At 72.9% G+C, this 15514-nt stretch carries 14 protein-coding genes; 4 read left to right on the top strand and 10 right to left on the bottom strand.

All coding sequences use genetic code 11. The features are described from left to right. Positions 1–1032: a glycoside hydrolase family 26 protein gene (locus ABTY59_RS01165; RefSeq protein ID WP_352016814.1), complete on the top strand. Its 1032-nt coding sequence runs from the start codon at positions 1–3 to the stop codon at positions 1030–1032. On the opposite strand, the gene ABTY59_RS01160 is transcribed toward ABTY59_RS01165, so the two are convergent. Together ABTY59_RS01160 and trhA are read right to left on the bottom strand one after the other, a co-directional pair. Further along, positions 995–1603 (bottom strand): TetR/AcrR family transcriptional regulator, encoded by a 609-nt coding sequence (locus tag ABTY59_RS01160; protein WP_352016813.1) that lies wholly within the window; start codon positions 1601–1603, stop codon positions 995–997. The two genes, ABTY59_RS01165 and ABTY59_RS01160, sit on opposite strands and share 38 nt — an antisense overlap. A gap of 18 nt (positions 1604–1621) precedes the next feature. Next, complete coding sequence (gene trhA, locus ABTY59_RS01155; RefSeq protein WP_352016812.1) at positions 1622–2308, bottom strand: PAQR family membrane homeostasis protein TrhA; 687 nt, start codon at positions 2306–2308, stop codon at positions 1622–1624. A 198-nt stretch (positions 2309–2506) separates the two neighbouring features. Between trhA and ABTY59_RS01150 the strand changes: the two genes are divergently transcribed. Then, complete coding sequence (locus ABTY59_RS01150) at positions 2507–4324, top strand: phosphoenolpyruvate carboxykinase (GTP) (RefSeq protein ID WP_352016811.1); 1818 nt, start codon at positions 2507–2509, stop codon at positions 4322–4324. A gap of 124 nt (positions 4325–4448) precedes the next feature. On the opposite strand, the gene ABTY59_RS01145 is transcribed toward ABTY59_RS01150, so the two are convergent. From ABTY59_RS01145 to ABTY59_RS01115, 7 genes are all read right to left on the bottom strand, one after another. Next, positions 4449–5366 (bottom strand): poly-gamma-glutamate hydrolase family protein, encoded by a 918-nt coding sequence (locus ABTY59_RS01145; RefSeq protein ID WP_352016810.1) that lies wholly within the window; start codon positions 5364–5366, stop codon positions 4449–4451. A 34-nt stretch (positions 5367–5400) separates the two neighbouring features. Beyond that, entirely contained in the window at positions 5401–5991 is a 591-nt protein-coding gene (locus tag ABTY59_RS01140; RefSeq protein WP_352016809.1) for a hypothetical protein, read from the bottom strand. Next, positions 5978–7549, bottom strand: coding sequence for a substrate-binding and vWA domain-containing protein (locus tag ABTY59_RS01135; RefSeq protein ID WP_352016808.1), 1572 nt, complete (start codon positions 7547–7549; stop codon positions 5978–5980). The genes ABTY59_RS01140 and ABTY59_RS01135 overlap by 14 nt, the downstream gene beginning before the upstream one ends. After that, positions 7546–8757: a toxic anion resistance protein gene (locus ABTY59_RS01130; protein WP_352016807.1), complete on the bottom strand. Its 1212-nt coding sequence runs from the start codon at positions 8755–8757 to the stop codon at positions 7546–7548. Before ABTY59_RS01130 ends, ABTY59_RS01135 begins: the two co-directional genes overlap by 4 nt. Next, positions 8754–9890 (bottom strand): hypothetical protein, encoded by a 1137-nt coding sequence (locus ABTY59_RS01125; protein WP_352016806.1) that lies wholly within the window; start codon positions 9888–9890, stop codon positions 8754–8756. The genes ABTY59_RS01130 and ABTY59_RS01125 overlap by 4 nt, the downstream gene beginning before the upstream one ends. A 149-nt stretch (positions 9891–10039) precedes the next feature. Continuing rightward, the gene (locus ABTY59_RS01120) at positions 10040–10441 is read right to left on the bottom strand and encodes an SCO4983 family protein (RefSeq protein ID WP_352016805.1); all 402 of its coding nucleotides are present in this window, start codon (positions 10439–10441) and stop codon (positions 10040–10042) included. A gap of 80 nt (positions 10442–10521) precedes the next feature. Further along, the gene (locus ABTY59_RS01115; protein ID WP_352016804.1) at positions 10522–11733 is read right to left on the bottom strand and encodes a pyridoxal phosphate-dependent aminotransferase; all 1212 of its coding nucleotides are present in this window, start codon (positions 11731–11733) and stop codon (positions 10522–10524) included. Between the two features lie 127 nt (positions 11734–11860). On the opposite strand from ABTY59_RS01115, the gene ABTY59_RS01110 reads away from it, so the two are divergent. After that, positions 11861–12328, top strand: coding sequence for a hypothetical protein (locus tag ABTY59_RS01110; RefSeq protein WP_352016803.1), 468 nt, complete (start codon positions 11861–11863; stop codon positions 12326–12328). A 97-nt stretch (positions 12329–12425) separates the two neighbouring features. Continuing rightward, positions 12426–13910, top strand: coding sequence for a polyprenol phosphomannose-dependent alpha 1,6 mannosyltransferase MptB (gene mptB / locus ABTY59_RS01105; protein WP_352016802.1), 1485 nt, complete (start codon positions 12426–12428; stop codon positions 13908–13910). Here mptB and ABTY59_RS01100 read toward each other — a convergent pair. Further along, positions 13884–15491, bottom strand: coding sequence for an N-acyl-D-amino-acid deacylase family protein (locus ABTY59_RS01100; protein WP_352016801.1), 1608 nt, complete (start codon positions 15489–15491; stop codon positions 13884–13886). The two genes, mptB and ABTY59_RS01100, sit on opposite strands and share 27 nt — an antisense overlap. Positions 15492–15514 lie beyond the last annotated feature (23 nt).

Here is a 15514-nt window from a genome sequence, read left to right as displayed (position 1 = left end):
GTGGGCCACGATCCCTCCAGGCTCTCCCGGTTCACCTGGCCGCGGGCCGCACTGACCGTGCTGCTCGCGGCCGTCGCCGTGCTCGTCCTCGTGCCCGAACGGATCGCGCCCGGCGGCCGGCACACCGGGGAGCGGGCCGTGCCCGAGCCGCTGACAGGGGTGCCCTCGGGGTTCTTCACCGGCTCCGACGAGGCGGGCGTGCGGCGGATCGCGCAGGTGCAGGACTGGCTCGGCGGGGACTCCCTGACGGTCGGTCACACGTATCTGCCGGGCGACCGCTGGTCCAACATCGAGGGCCATCCGGCGCTGTTCGGGCCCTGGGCGCGCTGGAAGGCGGAGCGGCCGGGCCGTCTCTTCGTGCTGAACGTGCCGCTGCTCGACCGCAACGAGGCCGGGCTCCCGGACGCCGAGGTGCGGGCGGGGCTGCGGCGGGGCGCGGGCGGCGCGTACGACGGGCACTTCAGGACCCTGGGGGAAGGGCTCGTGGAGCACGGGCTCGGCGACGCGGTCCTGGTGCTCGGCTGGGAGATGAACGGCACCACGTACGGCCACCGCTGCGGCCCGGACCCGGCGGCCTGGAAGGCGTACTGGCGGCGGATCGTGGGGGTGCTGCGGGAGGTGCCGGGGCAGCGGTTCCGCTTCGACTTCACGCCGAGCCGCGGTCTCGACGCGATCGCGTGGCCGCTCTGCTATCCGGGCGACGACGTCGTCGACATCATCGGGATGGACGCCTACGACCAGCCCGCCGGGCTCTCCTTCGAGGAGCAGGTGGAGGAGGAGTACGGGCTCGCGCACCAGGTGCGGTTCGCGGCGGCGCACGGCAAGCCCGTGTCGTACCCCGAGTGGGGGCTGTTCCGGAACGGGGACAACCCGGCGTACGTGCGGGGGATGCTCGACTGGTTCGCGGCGCACCGGCCCGTCTACCAGACCGTCACCGACTACTGCCCGCACGGCGTGTGGGAGTGCGCCGACAATCCGGAGTCGGCGCGGCTCGTCAGGGGTGCGCTGGGGGCGGCGTCAGACCGTTCTTGAGGGTGTCGACCGTGCGGTTCAGGAGGGCGACGAGGTCGTCCGCGCGGCCGTGCTCCGCCCAGTGGACGGTCGCCTCGCGCAGGGCGCCGAGGACCGCCGCCGTGAAGACCCGTACCTCCAGGTCGTCCGCGTCCCGGCCGGTGCGGTCGGCGATCGCGCGGGCCAGGCGGCGGCCGGTCGCGGCGGTGGTCTCGCCGAGCCGGGCGCGCACGGCGGGGATCTCCACCATGAGCCGGGCGCGCAGCCAGGTCTCCGCGGGCTCCTCGGCGAGGGCGGTGCGGACCGCTTCGACGACGACCGCCCGCAGCGATTCGAGCGGTTCCTCGGCCGCGGGTCGGGCGCGCAGCCGGGCTTCGAGGAGGTCGTCGTTCTCGTCGGTGAGGAGGATGTCCTCCCGGACCGGGAAGTAGCGCACGACGGTGGAGGGGGAGACCTCGGCGGCCTCGGCGATGCGCTCGGTGGTGGTGGCGTCCCAGCCGTGCTCGGCGGCGAGCCGGTACGCGGCCTTCCGGATCGCCGCGCGGGTCTTCGCCTTCTTGCGGGCGCGCAGGCCGGGACGGTCGTCGTTCATGACTCCCATCGTCCCAGGTCAGGAGTGCTGGTACGCCACCAGGGAGATGCCGACGTAATGGACGATGAAGGCCGCGAGCGTCAGCGAGTGGAAGACCTCGTGGAAGCCGAACCAGCGCGGGGAGGGGTTCGGGCGCTTCATGCCGTAGATGACGCCGCCCGCGCTGTAGAGGAGTCCGCCGACGATCACGAGGACGAGGACGGCGATGCCGCCGGCGCGCATGAAGTCGGGCAGGAAGAAGACGGCGGCCCAGCCCATCGCGATGTAGCAGGGCGTGTACAGCCAGCGAGGGGCGCCGACCCAGAAGACGCGGAAGGCGATGCCGGCCGCGGCCGCGGCCCACACCGCCCACATGAGCGGCTTCGCGGTGGAGTCGGGGAGCAGCAGCAGGGTGAGCGGGGTGTAGGTGCCCGCGATGATCAGGAAGATGTTGGCGTGGTCGAGGCGCCGGAGCACGGCCTCGCCGCGCGGGCCCCAGTTGCCGCGGTGGTAGAGCGCGCTGATGCCGAAGAGCAGGCAGGCGGTGAGGACGTAGATCCCGCAGGCGATGCGGGCGCGGGGGGAGTCGGAGAGCGCGACGAGTACGAGGCCCGCGACGATCACGGCGGGAAACATGCCCGCGTGCAGCCATCCTCTGAGCCGGGGCTTCGTCGGGAGCGGCAGGGAGCGCTCGATCGGGGTCACTTCCGGCGTGGCTGCAGTCATGGGAACGAATCCTAGCTACGCACCCGTAGGTACCGGATATGAGTGGCGATGCTCACGTGTGCACCCCCCTGGACATATGGGCGAATCCGTCGGATGATCAAATGAGTGCGGTCGGCACCGGATGAGCAGCTACGACGCATCCGGGTCGCAGCCCCCACGGGGCATACAGCGGAATACACCCCTCAACAAGGAGCAATCGTGGCGCGCGACAACGCGGCTCCCCTTCCCACCCAGCACCAGGAGCTCGTCTCCTGGGTGAACGAGATCGCCGAGATCACCCAGCCGGACAACATCGTCTGGTGCGACGGCTCCGAGGCCGAGTACGAGCGCCTGTGCGAGGAGCTCGTCGCCAAGGGGACCTTCAAGAAGCTCGACCCGGTCAAGCGCCCGAACTCGTACTACGCCGCCTCCGACCCGTCCGACGTCGCGCGCGTCGAGGACCGGACCTTCATCTGCTCCGAGAAGGAGGAGGACGCGGGCCCGACCAACCACTGGAAGGCCCCGGCGGAGATGAAGGAGATCTTCGCGGGCGAGAAGGGCATCTTCCGCGGCTCCATGCGCGGCCGCACCATGTACGTCGTGCCCTTCTGCATGGGCCCGGTCGGCTCCCCGCTCTCCGCCATCGGCGTCGAGATCACCGACTCCGCGTACGTCGCCGTCTCCATGCGCACCATGACCCGCATGGGACAGGCCGTCCTCGACGAGCTCGGCACCGACGGCTTCTTCGTCAAGGCCGTCCACACCCTCGGCGCTCCCCTGGAGGAGGGCCAGGAGGACGTGCCGTGGCCCTGCAACTCCACCAAGTACATCTCGCACTTCCCCGAGAGCCGTGAGATCTGGTCGTACGGCTCGGGCTACGGCGGCAACGCCCTGCTGGGCAAGAAGTGCTACGCGCTCCGCATCGCCTCCGTCATGGCACGGGACGAGGGCTGGCTCGCCGAGCACATGCTCATCCTGAAGCTCACCCCGCCGCAGGGCGAGGCCAAGTACGTCGCCGCCGCCTTCCCGTCCGCCTGCGGCAAGACCAACCTGGCCATGCTGGAGCCCACGATCTCCGGCTGGACGGTCGAGACCATCGGCGACGACATCGCCTGGATGCGCTTCGGCGAGGACGGCCGCCTCTACGCGATCAACCCCGAGGCCGGCTTCTTCGGTGTCGCGCCCGGCACCGGCGAGCACACCAACGCCAACGCCATGAAGACCCTCTGGGGCAACTCCGTCTTCACCAACGTCGCGCTCACCGACGACGGCGACGTCTGGTGGGAGGGCATGACCGAGCAGGCGCCCGCCCACCTCACGGACTGGAAGGGCAACGACTGGACGCCGGAGTCCGAGACCCCGGCCGCCCACCCCAACGCCCGCTTCACCGTCCCGGCAGGCCAGTGCCCGACGATCGCCCCCGAGTGGGAGGACACCAAGGGCGTCCCGATCTCCGCGATCCTCTTCGGCGGCCGCCGCGCCTCCGCCGTCCCGCTGGTCACCGAGTCCTTCGACTGGAACCACGGCGTCTTCCTCGGTGCGAACGTCGCCTCCGAGAAGACCGCCGCCGCCGAGGGCAAGGTCGGCGAGCTGCGCCGCGACCCCTTCGCCATGCTGCCGTTCTGCGGCTACAACATGGGCGACTACATGGCCCACTGGGTCAAGGTGGGCGCGGACGCCGACCAGGCGAAGCTGCCGAAGATCTACTACGTGAACTGGTTCCGCAAGAACGACGCCGGCAAGTTCGTCTGGCCCGGCTTCGGCGAGAACAGCCGCGTCCTCAAGTGGATCGTCGAGCGCCTCGACGGCAAGGCCGAGGGCGTCGAGACCCCGATCGGCGTCCTGCCGACCGCCGAGGCCCTCGACACCGAAGGCCTGGACCTGCCGGCCGAGGACCTGGAGTTCCTCCTCAAGGTGGACCGTGAGGTGTGGCGCGAAGAGGCCGCCCTCGTCCCGGACCACCTGAACACCTTCGGCGACCACACGCCGAAGGAGCTGTGGGACCAGTACCACGCGCTCGTGGAGCGCCTGGGCTAGTCCCCTCCGAACTCGTGGTGGGCTGCCCCGAAACACCGCCCTGACCAGTGGGGTCACGACGGTCCATCACGACGCAACCGGCCCCCGGAGCCCCCTCAGGCTCCGGGGGCCGGCGCATGTCCGGCTACAGGATGGTCTGGCCGGCCTCGACGGTGGCGATGGCCCGGCGGCAGGCGTCGGTGAAGGCGGTGAACCGGGCGTTCTTCCAGCTCCCGATCCGGCCGCTCTTCCAGTCGAAGTCGTGCTCCCCCGTGCCGAAGAGGGACCGGCGCATGTCCTCGGTGATCTCCAGCTGCGCACCCGCTCCGAGCGCCGTCCGGTTGCAGATGTTGGTGGCGGCGCCGCCCGCGAAGTCCTTCAGGTGCGCGGCGTGGTCGGGATCGAAGGCGTCGACGGCGGGGAATCCGGCCTGGTTCAGCTCCGTCACCAGCCGCTCGCGGAAGATGTCGTTGAGGCCGCCCACGACGACCAGCTTCGGATCGGCGGTCGAAGGCCAGATCGCCGTCTCGGGCATGCCCAGCTGGCTGTACTTGCAGCCGTGCAGGCTCAGCACATTGAGGTGGGTGGCGGCCAGGCCCCTCGCCACGTGGTCGTCGCAGTTCACCGCCGTGACGTGCAGTTCGCTGTTGTTCTCCGAGCGCATGCCCTCGAACATCCAGTAGTCGTAGGTGGTGGGGGACAGCGCCGTGTCGACGTCCGCGGGGTCGTACCCGGCGATGGCCAGACAGAGTTCGGAGGTGCCGCGCTCGATCTGGCCGCCGTGGATCGCCATGACCGCCGTCTTCTTGAACGGCTCCGTCCTGGACAGGTACCGGTCCTGCTGCGGGTGCAGTCTGTAGCGGCGGCCGTAGTCGGTGCCCTCGACGACGGGGTGCTCCGTGCTCGTGTAGAGGTCCGTGTTGGTCTTGTAGGTGTCGTTCTCGCCGGTGGCGTACGCCGGTGCGGCACCCGCGAGTTGGCCGACCAGAGGTGCTCCCGCCGTCGCCGCCGCCAGGGCGGTGAGGATCGTGCGGCGAGACGCGGTGCGCTGGGAAAGTGTCATGCCCGGAACATACTTCCGGGCCTGAATCGGCCGGTCACTGGCCCCGCTCCTCCACGTACCGCGTGTGGACCTCCTGCCGGATGGCCTCCGCGTCGCGGAGGGAGGCGGCGATCGCCGTCATCTCCTCGTGGAGCGCGGCGAGCTGGCGGTCGAGGTGGCTCTCCGGTGGCTCGGCGCCCGGTGTGAACCGCGACCACCACCGGGTCCGTACGAAGGTGTCGACGGCCTCCGGGACGTCCTGGCGGACCGCGCGGGCCAGGACGTGGAGGTGGTCCGGGTCGCTCACCCAGCCCGGTTCGAGCAGGGCCTCGACCAGGGCGTCGAACGCGGTGAGCCGCTCCCGGGTGTCGGGCGGCAGCTCGACGTCGGCCAGATAGGCGCGCAGGGTCGCGAAGTCGTCCCGCAGGGCGTCGAGTTGCTCGCCCGCGTCGGGGAAGTGCGGGGTGTCGGGGCGCTCGGGCGGGGCGACGAGCGCCCCCGCCGCGTAGAGCCCCACGACGACCAGCGGCCAGAGTCCGCCCGCCGCGCCGGTGAGGCTGATCCCGACCCCGGCCAGGCCGCAGACGCTGCCGGTGAGGTTCTTCCGCGACTCGACGAACCCGAGCAGGCGGCTACTGGTACCCACGGATCTCCTCGAAGGCGCCGTCGAGCGAACCCCGGGTGGCATCGAAGAGCTTGCCGCCGGTGATGCCCGCGATGTGGTCGAGCTCGGCCCGGTCGGAGTCCCCGAAGAGGATCGGGAAGACCGGTGTGCGCTGCTGCTCGGCCGGGAGCGAGCGGTAGAAGGTGTCGAAGGTGGACGCCGGGTCGCCGTCGTTCTCCCCGTCCGTCATCAGGACGACCGAGGTGAACGTGTCGGACGGGGTCTTCCCCAGGTACGTGTACGCCTCCTGGAGGCTGGAGTAGACGGCCGTGCCGCCCGAGGCCGAGAGCCTCCCGGCGTCGGCGCGGATCGCGTCCAGCGCCGCCTTCGGGGAGGCCGGGTCGACCGTGTGCGTACGCACCTCGTCCTGCTTCACCGAGGAGCCGAAGGGCATCAGGGTCACCTCCTCCCGGTCCCGGAAGTCGCCGGTCAGCTCGATGAGCGCCGACTTCAGCCGGTCGAGCCGCTCCCCGCCCATCGAGCCCGAGGTGTCGAGCACGTAGACCGTGCGGGAGGGCCTGCGCAGGGTGTTGTCGTACGCGTCGAGGAGCCCGTCGGCGACGGCCCGGCTGCCCGGGAACGGCAGCTCGCGGCGCTGGTCCCGGGCGAGCCCCGGAGCCGGCGTCACCCCGGCGGCCACCGGGCGGCGCAGGGTCGCCCTGGTGATGCGGTCCTGGACCTCCGGGGTGCGGAGGTAGTCGGTGAGGCGCCGCGCCGCGTCCTTCGCCTCGGGCCGGGCGGAGGTGAGGAGGGTGAACGGGTAGTCGGCGGTGACGACGCCGTCGGTCGGCCGGATCACGGTCAGCTCACCGGCCGGGAACGAGGACAGCAGCACCGACTCGTAGTTGACGAGCGCGTCCACGTCGGAGCGGCGGCCGTAGGCGGTCGCCAGCCAGCCGGAGGAGCCCGAGGTCAGCTTCTGGCCCGTGAAGAACTCCTTGAGCTTCGGGGTCGCCTCGCTGACGTCCTGCTCGGTGAGGGCCGACTGCGCGCCGGACAGCCCCGAGGCGACCGAGACGAGCGCGGAGAAACCGGAGTTGGAGCGCTTCGGGTCCGTCATGCCGTACGTCAGCTTCCCGTCGGCGACCGCCCGGTGCAGCTGCGACCAGGTCACCTTCGCCGGGTCCCAGCCGAGCCGGGAGACGGCTGCGGGCCGCACGCCGAGGGCCACCGGGGAGGTCATGACCGGTGTCTCGCCGGTGATCTTCTTCGCGGTGTCCGGGCGGAGCCGGAGGTAGTCGTTGGAGGAGAGCCAGACGGCGTCGTACGCCTGGTCGGCCTTCCCGGAGGCGATCTGCTCGACGGCGTCCAGCGTGCCTGCGTAGGTGAGGCGGACGGTGACGCCGGTCGACCGGCGGGCCGTGTCGAGGACGGGCTCCATGTCGGCCAGCTCGGAGGAGGCGAGGACCCGGAGGGTGCCGGGCACGAACTCCGTCCCCTGCCCGTCGGGGCGGTCGGACCCGTCACCGCCGGAGCAGGCGGTGGCGAGGACGGCGAGCGCCAGGGCGGCGACGACGGCGCGGGCGGCGCGGCCCTTCATCCGAGGCCGCCTTCGGTGGTGCCGGTGCGCCGGGTGCGCTCCAAGTGGGCGCTCGCCTCCTGGAGTTCGGCGGACAGCGACTCGACGGTGGCCGCCATGGACTCCGTCGCCCGCGCCTTGTACGTGTCGATGGCGTCGAGCGTCCGGTAGATCTGCTGGAAGGCCGTACGGAGCGTCTCCGCGCCCACCGCCGGGTTCGCCGCCAGGACCTGGATCTGTCCGGCCTGGTCCTCCAGCATGCCGGCGTTGCGCCGGATGATGTCCTCGGTCGTCGAGCGCAGCACGGTCACCTGCTCGGTGACCTTCCGCTGGTTCTCCAGGGCCGAGGCGAGCATCACCGCGATCCGCAGCGCCGACACGGTCGTCGTCGCGGCCCGGTCCACGCCCTTGATCAGCTCGTCGTTGTTCCGGCGGACCAGGTCCATCGCCAGGTACCCCTGGGCGCAGACGGCGAGCTGGGTCAGCAGGTCCTGGTGCTTCTGCCGGACCGGGAAGAGGAGGTCGGCGCGGAGGGTGTCCGCCTGCGCCGGGTCGGGGGTGAGCGCGATGCGCTCCTCCACCGCCGCGTCGAGGGCGTCGGTGAGCACCGCGTACTCCTGGAGCTTGCCCATGGTCTCCCACAGCCGGGCCCGCTCGGTCAGCAACGCGGCGTTGTCGCGGCTCAGTTCGTCCCGGCCGCTGCGCAGCGCCCCGACGATCCGGTTGAGCGTGGCCTCCGACGAGGCGTACCTGGCGACGTGGTCGCGCAGCTTGTTGCCGCCGGGCAGCTTCGCGAGGAGGCCCTTGAGACCCTTGGCCGGGGTGTCCCGGGGGTCCAGGTCCTCGACCGTGCGACGGAGCTCGACGAGCGAGGAGCCGACCCGGGCCTGGGCGTCGCCGCCGCCCTGGCCGAGCGAACGGACCGTGCGGTCCAGCATCCGGTTCGACTGCTGGGTGGCGGTGCGCATCTCGCCCGCGCCGAGCTCAGCGATCTCCCCGACGCGGCCGGCGAACTCGGGCGAGCGCGGGTCGAGTCCGGACAGCGAGCCGACGTACTCGGCGGCCCGGCGGCTCATCTCCGTGCGGACCGACTCGTCCAGCGGCACCAGTCCCGAGGCCTGCGCGGCGCGGACGGTGGGCACGGGCTCGGGCGGGGTGAGGACGAGCGGGGTGTCGTGCTCGGGCGGAGTCAGGGCCATCGTGCTTCTCGGATCCTCGGGTGTGGTCATGCGGTGTCCCCCTGGTCGCGGGCCCGCAGCGCCATCTCGTGCAGCACCTTGCTGGTGGGCACGGGCGCCTGGCGGACTCCGGTGAGCGTCTGGTTGAGGTAGGCGGTGTGGCCCTGGGTCGCGGCGGTGAACTCGCTCGCCGCGCCCTGCGGGCGGAAGCCGTGGCGGACCGCGAGCTTGCGCAACTCGGGGTCGGTGGCGAGGAGTTCACCCAGCGCCCGGCCGTTCTCGCTGAGCGGTACGAGGGTGTGGTCGCTGTTGACCGTGGTGTCCGGGTAGAGGACGACGAGGTCGCCCATGGGCCGCCCGGCGAGCAGCTGGGCGGCGACCTGCGACTCGTACACGAGGACGAGCGGGTTGCCGACGCCGCTGACGAAGTCCCGGAAGGGCGCGTCCGAGCCGGACTGCTGGGCGCCCTGCACCATGACCAGCTTGCGCATGAGTGGTGCCGTGCGGGTGACGGCCGCCTTGTCCCCGGCGACCCGCCCGCCGTCGGCGACGTAGCTCGCGGCGGCCAGGTAGAGGGCGCCGGAGCTGGAGGCGACCGGGTCGGTCGAGGTGATGAAGAGGGTGCCGCTCAGCTCGGCGTGGCCCGCGGAGCCCTTGAGCTGCTGCCAGGTCCGGTCGGCGCGGGCCGCCGCGAGATAGGCGTCCATCTTCAGGGTGCCGCTCGTGCCGCGCGGGCCGAGGGTCGCCAGGCCGTTGCCGGCGAGGACCCGGGCGGCGGTGCTGTGCGCGACGACGACGAGCGGCGAGTAGAAGGGCCGCAGCGGGGCCGACAGGGCCTTGTCCTCGGCGGCCGCCCGTGCCTTGGCGCGCAGTTCGTCGGCCGGTCCCTTGGAGGACGGGAAGGCGAAGTCGTAGCCGCCGAGCGGCAGTTCCTCCATGTCCCAGGACCCGGAGGTCTCGGTGTTCACGGTGAAGCCCTTGGCCGCGAGGGCCTTCACCACCTGAGGATCGGCGAAGAACTCGGCCTTCTCCGATCCGATGACTCCTCGCACGGTCTTCGTTGCCGTGCTCGTGTCCTTGCCGCCGCCCGTCACGAGGACGGCGGCCACGCCGCCGAGGAGCAGGACGGCCAGGATGATTCCCAGGATGCGTCTCACGCGGGCAGCGTGCTCGCGGAAACCCACATTCCAGGGGGAGTCGGGTGTACGGGGGGTGAAGGAGCGATCCCGGTACCGAACCGGAGCGGGGGGTTCGCGCGGGCGTGCCCCGCGGCCCTCCGGGGAGGGTGGGTGGCTCCCGGGCCGCGCGGTTCGTGCCGCGCGGCCCGGGGCCGTCAGGGGGCGGCGACCGCGGCCAGGGTGGGTTCCCCGGCCAGCGCCGCGGTGTGCGCGTCCATCCGCTCGGCGGCGAGGATCGCGGCGGCCGTGTCGGCCCGGGAGGCGGCGACGACCAGGGCGCGGCCCGCGAGGGCGTGCGCCTTGCGGTGCAGGTCCTGCGCGGACGAGCCGCTCAGTCCGGCGTGCCGCGCGGGCGGTGCGCCGCGCAGCCGCGCCACCTGCCGGGCGATGAGCTCGCCGGCCTCCGTGTCGCCCAGCTCGTCGGTGACGGCGAGCAGGGCGGCGAGGTGTCCTGCGAGCTGGATGTCCAGCTCCTCCTCGCGGGAGCGGTGCGGGTACGCGTCCTGGGCGTCGTCGGCCATCCGGTGGACCGACTTCGTGCGGATCGGTTCGTACATGGGGATGGCCTCCTGCGGTTGCTCTGGAGCCATCCTAGCTTAGATAAGGTCTAAAGTTGAGCCTTGTCCGGCGTGTGGGATCAGGGCTGGCTGTACCCGTCCAGGAACCGCCCGATCCGGGTCACCGCGTCCGCCAGGTCCGCCGCCGCCGGCAGCGTCACGATCCGGAAGTGGTCCGGCTCGTGCCAGTTGAAGCCCGTCCCGTGCACCACCATGATCTTCTCGGCCCGCAGCAGGTCCAGGACCATCTGCCGGTCGTCCTTGATCTTGTAGACGTTCGGGTCGAGGCGCGGGAAGAGGTACAGCGCGCCCTTCGGCTTCACGCACGTCACGCCCGGGATCTGCGTGAGCAGCTCGTACGCCGTGTCGCGCTGCTCCAGGAGCCGCCCGCCCGGCTGCACCAGGTCCTCGATCGACTGCCGGCCCTGGAGCGCGGCGGCCACCGCGTGCTGCGCCGGCATGTTCGCGCAGAGGCGCATGTTCGCGAGGATCGTGAGGCCCTCGATGTACGAGGAGGCGTGGTGCTTCGGGCCGCAGACCGCGAGCCAGCCCGAGCGGAAACCGGCCACCCGGTAGTTCTTGCTCATCCCGTTGAAGGTGAGGACGAGGAGATCGGGGGCGATCGCGGCGGTCGGGGTGTGCGTGGTGCCGTCGTAGAGGATCTTGTCGTAGATCTCGTCCGAGCAGACGACCAGGTTGTGGCGGCGGGCGATCTCCGTCAGCGAGCGGAGCATCTCGTCGTCGTAGACGGCACCCGTCGGGTTGTTCGGGTTGATGATCACGATCGCCTTGGTGCGGTCCGTGATCTTCCGCTCGATGTCCGCGAGGTCCGGCATCCAGTCCGCCTGCTCGTCGCAGCGGTAGTGCACGGCCGTACCGCCCGCGAGCGAGACCGAGGCCGTCCACAGCGGATAGTCGGGCGCCGGGACGAGCACCTCGTCGCCGTCGTCGAGCAGCGCCTGCATCGACATCTGGATCAGCTCCGAGACGCCGTTGCCGAGGTAGATGTCCTCGACGGAGAGCGGGATGCCCTTCGTCTCGTAGTGGCTCATCACCGCCCGGCGGGCCGAGAGCAGCCCCTTCGCGTCGCCGTAGCCGTGCGCCTCGGAGAGGTTGCGGAGCACGTCCTCCAGGATGGCGGGCGGGCACTCGAAGCCGAAGGCGGCCGGATTGCCGGTGTTCAGCTTGAGGATGCGATGACCCGCGGCTTCGAGCCGCATCGCCTCTTCGAGCACCGGACCCCGGATTTCGTAACAGACGTTGGCGAGCTTCGTGGACTGGATCACCTGCATGACGAGAGCTTACGGCGGGGCCGGGCGCGACGCGGAGTGTTTTGGGACACGTCGGACAGCGGGGCGCGCGTGACCCGGGCCCGCCCCGGGCCCCGGCCGCGGTGTCGTGCTCCCTACAATCCCGGCCATGAGCCACCACGACCCCCGAGCCGCCGGACCACGGCGCGCCCGCCGCCGCCACGCCCCCGCCCGCCGGGGCCGGGGAGGCCTGTGGCTGCTCGCGGGCGGCGGTGCCACCGTCCTCGGGCTCGCCGCCGCGCTGCTCGCCGGCGGCCTCGGCAAGGGCGGCGGCACCCGCTCCCCGGGCGAGGGCGGCCGCCAGGGACCGCCCGCGCTGATCCAGGCGGACCCGGCCGACGGGACCGCAGGGACCTCCGGCACGGCCACGTCCCCCGGCTCCTCGGGCGGCACCGCGCCCGGCCGGCCGGCCGGCACGCCCGGCGCGAAGACGGCGGCCACCACTGCTCCGTCCGGGGGCGCGACCCCCGCCCCGCCGACCGCCACGCCCTCGGCGGAGACCTCCGCCACCGCCTCGGACGACGCACGCCGCGGGAAGCCGGGGAAGGGCCGGGGAGCGGGCAAGCGGCTGAGGTAGGTCCGCCCCGGGGCCGGGGCCGGGGCCTGGGCCCCGGGCGGGCGGGCGGCGGCCTCGAATCGGGGGAGGCGGGGCCCTCGGGGTAGGTTGGCCCGTCATGTGGTCTTTCAGTGCTTCCGGATGCCGATGGCTGGGCGCGGGCGGCTCGCTCGCCGTCGCCGCGGGCGGCTGGGCCGCCGGAACACTGCCCGTACGCGGCGGCTGGGGCCTGTGGGAACCGCGCGGCTCCGCGCTCACCGTCGCCGGCGCCGTCCTCGCGTGCCTCGGCCTGACCCTGCTCGTCGCCGCCTGGTGGCGGTACGGCGTCCTGCTCGCCCGCGGCCCGCGCGACGGGGTGCTCGCCACCCTCGCCTGCTGGACCGCGCCGCTGCTCCTCGCCCCGCCGCTGCACAGCGCCGACGTCTACAGCTACGTCGCCCAGGGCGCCATGGTCCTCGAAGGCCACGACGTGTACGGCGCGGGGCCCTCCGTCCTCGGCCCCGACGACCTCGGGTGGGACGCGGCGGCGAGCGTCGGCGGGAACTGGACGGACACCCCCGCGCCGTACGGACCCGCCTTCCTCCTCCTCGCCGCCGCCGTCGTGAAGGTGACCGGCGGGGCGGTCGTGCCGGCCGTCCTCGGCCTGCGGCTGATCGCCCTCGGCGCGCTCGCCCTGATCGTCTGGGCCGTGCGCGGGCTCGGCGGCGGTCCCGGCGGCCGGGACGGGGCGCTCTGGCTCGCCGCCCTCAACCCGCTGCTCCTGATCCACGTCGTCGGCGGCATGCACAACGACGGGCTGATGATCGGCCTCGTGCTCGCCGGCGTCCTGCTCGCCACCCGTGGACGGTGGGTGCTCGGCTGCGTCCTCGTCGGCCTCGCCGTGATGGTGAAGTCCCCGGCGGCGGTCGCCCTGCTCTTCATCGGCGTGCTCCTCGCGCGCGGGGGCGGCGTACGGGGCTTCCTGAAGGGACTCCTGCTGCCGGGAGCGGTCGCGGGCGCCGTGGCGGCGGGGGCCTCGCTGCTCGCCGGGACCGGGTTCGGCTGGCTGCGGACGCAGGGCGTCGCCGCGGCCATCCACACGCCCCTGTCGCTCACGAGCGACCTCGGCCTCGGCCTCGGGCTGCTGTTCGGCGGCGAGGCGGAGCCGGTGAAGGGGGCGGCACAGAAGCTCGGGCTGCTGCTCGCCCTGGCGTTCGTCGCGGCGCTGGCCTGGCGGTCGTACCGGGGCCGGCTCGACCCCGTCCTCGGGCTCGGGCTCTCGCTGGTCGCGCTCGTCGCCCTCTCGCCGATGGTCCAGCCCTGGTACCTGCTGTGGGGGGCGGTCGTCGTCGCGGCCGTCGCCTGGCGGAGCCGGGCGGGGCAGGTCCTGGCCGTGCTCTCGGCGGCACTCGTGTTCGAGACGCAGCCGTCGGGGCACACGCCGTGGTACGGGTTCGTGGCGGCGGGACTCGTGCTGGTGGCGGGTCTGGTGTGGGTCCGGCGGGAGCCGTGGCCCGCCGGCCTCCCCGCGGACGCCGCCCCGTCGCTTCCGCCGCAGCGCACCCGCCCCGCGCGGGCGGGGGCGCCCGCCCGCGACTCAGCGGGGCTGCGTCCGCCGCACTGACCGGCCCGCCAGCGCGTCCGTGCGCCGGCCGTCCTCCATGACGAACCTGCCGTCGATCAGGACGTGCGGGATGCCCACCGGGAGGGCGCGGGGCTTCTCGTACGTCGCGGGCGACGCGACCGTCAGCGGGTCGAAGAGCACCAGGTCCGCCCGGTACCCCTCCCGCACCAGACCCCGGTCCGGGAGGCGGAGCCGGGCCGCGGGCCGGGAGGTGAGGTGCGCGACGCACTCCTCCAGGGACAGCACGCCGAGCTCCCGCACGTACCGCCCCAGGTACTCCGGAAACGTGCCGTACGCGCGCGGGTGCGGCTTGAGTCCCTGGAGGATGCCGTCCGAGCCGCCCGTGTGCACCCGGTGGCGCATGATCGTCCGGACGTTCTCCTCGTGGCCCACGTGCTGGAGGATCGTCGTGCCGAGCCGGTCCTCCAGGAGGAGCCGGCGGGCCGTCGTCCAGCCGTCCACCCGGCGGCCCACGTGGTCCGCGAGGGCCGGGTCCGTCACGCCCGAGACCTCGATCGTGGACCAGTCGACCGGCACCCCGTGGCAGCCGTCCGAGCCGAGCTCCTCCAGATGGTGCCGGATCCGCTCCGCCGCGGTGCCGTCCCGCAGGCGGGACAGGGCCGCCTCCGGGCCGCCCTCGCTCGCCCAGCTCGGGAGCAGCGCGAGCAGCGTCGTGCTGCCCGGGGTGTACGGATAGGTGTCGAGGCTGATGTCGGAGCCCGCGTCCAGGGCCGCGTCGAGGAGGGCGAGGAGCTCCGGCGCCCTGCCCTCGTTCACGCCGAAGTTCATGGTGGCGTGCGCCAGGTGCAGGGCGCAGCCCGCCTCCCGGGTGAGCGCCACCATCTCCTCGTACGCGCGCAGCGCCCCCGCCCCGTACGAGCGGTGGTGCGGGCAGTAGTAGCCGCCGTGCTCGGCCACGACCCGGCACAGCTCGGTGAGCTCGGAGTCCGGCGCGTACATCCCGGGGGTGTAGGTGAGGCCGGAGGACATGCCGACCGCGCCCTGCTCCAGGCCCTCGGCGACCAGCCGCCGCATGCGGTCGAGCTCGGCCGCCGTCGCCGGCCGGTCCTCCCAGCCCATCGCGTACATGCGGACCGTGCCCTGCGGGACCAGGTAGGCCGCGTTCACGGCGATGCCCCGACCGCCGTGCGCACGGTCGAGACGGTCCAGGTACCCGCCGACCGTGCGCCAGTCGAAGTCGACGGTCGTGTCCCCGGGCGCACCGCCGTTCCAGCCGGCGATCGCCCGGCGGACCTCGGCGAGGGTGCGGTCGTCCACCGGCGCGTACGACAGGCCGTCCTGGCCCAGCACCTCCAGGGTCACGCCCTGCGCCGCCTTCGCGCTGTGGTCCGGGTCGCGGAGCAGCGCGAGGTCGCTGTGCGCGTGCATGTCGATGAAACCGGGGGCGAGGACGAGGCCCTCGGCGTCCAGGACGCGGCGGGCGGTCGGGCGCTGGCAGCCTGCCGCCGCGGCCTCCTTGACGATCGAGACGATCCGGCCGCCCTCGATCCCGACGTCGGCCCGGTAGGAGTCGCCGCCGCTGCCGTCGACGACCTCCGCGTCCCGGAAGACGAGGTCCATGCCCTGCCCCCTTCGTCGATCCG

Origin of the sequence: Streptomyces sp. NPDC096079 (assembly GCF_040303145.1) — a bacterium.
Classification (GTDB): Bacteria; Actinomycetota; Actinomycetes; order Streptomycetales; family Streptomycetaceae; genus Streptomyces.
The sequence above is the reverse complement of the archived record's forward strand: the minus strand, read 5'-3'. Positions and strand labels throughout refer to the sequence as shown.

Excerpts from the sequence above, each read along its gene's own strand:
- ABTY59_RS01135 (WP_352016808.1), bottom strand. The coding sequence starts at position 7,549 with ATGAAGGGCCGCGCCGCCCGCGCCGTCGTCGCCGCCCTGGCGCTCGCC.
- ABTY59_RS01130 (WP_352016807.1), bottom strand. The coding sequence starts at position 8,757 with ATGACCACACCCGAGGATCCGAGAAGCACGATGGCCCTGACTCCGCCC.
- ABTY59_RS01110 (WP_352016803.1), top strand. The coding sequence starts at position 11,861 with ATGAGCCACCACGACCCCCGAGCCGCCGGACCACGGCGCGCCCGCCGC.
- ABTY59_RS01145 (WP_352016810.1), bottom strand. The coding sequence starts at position 5,366 with ATGACACTTTCCCAGCGCACCGCGTCTCGCCGCACGATCCTCACCGCC.
- ABTY59_RS01115 (WP_352016804.1), bottom strand. The coding sequence starts at position 11,733 with ATGCAGGTGATCCAGTCCACGAAGCTCGCCAACGTCTGTTACGAAATC.
- ABTY59_RS01100 (WP_352016801.1), bottom strand. The coding sequence starts at position 15,491 with ATGGACCTCGTCTTCCGGGACGCGGAGGTCGTCGACGGCAGCGGCGGC.
- trhA (WP_352016812.1), bottom strand. The coding sequence starts at position 2,308 with ATGACTGCAGCCACGCCGGAAGTGACCCCGATCGAGCGCTCCCTGCCG.
- ABTY59_RS01120 (WP_352016805.1), bottom strand. The coding sequence starts at position 10,441 with ATGTACGAACCGATCCGCACGAAGTCGGTCCACCGGATGGCCGACGAC.
- mptB (WP_352016802.1), top strand. The coding sequence starts at position 12,426 with ATGTGGTCTTTCAGTGCTTCCGGATGCCGATGGCTGGGCGCGGGCGGC.
- ABTY59_RS01160 (WP_352016813.1), bottom strand. The coding sequence starts at position 1,603 with ATGAACGACGACCGTCCCGGCCTGCGCGCCCGCAAGAAGGCGAAGACC.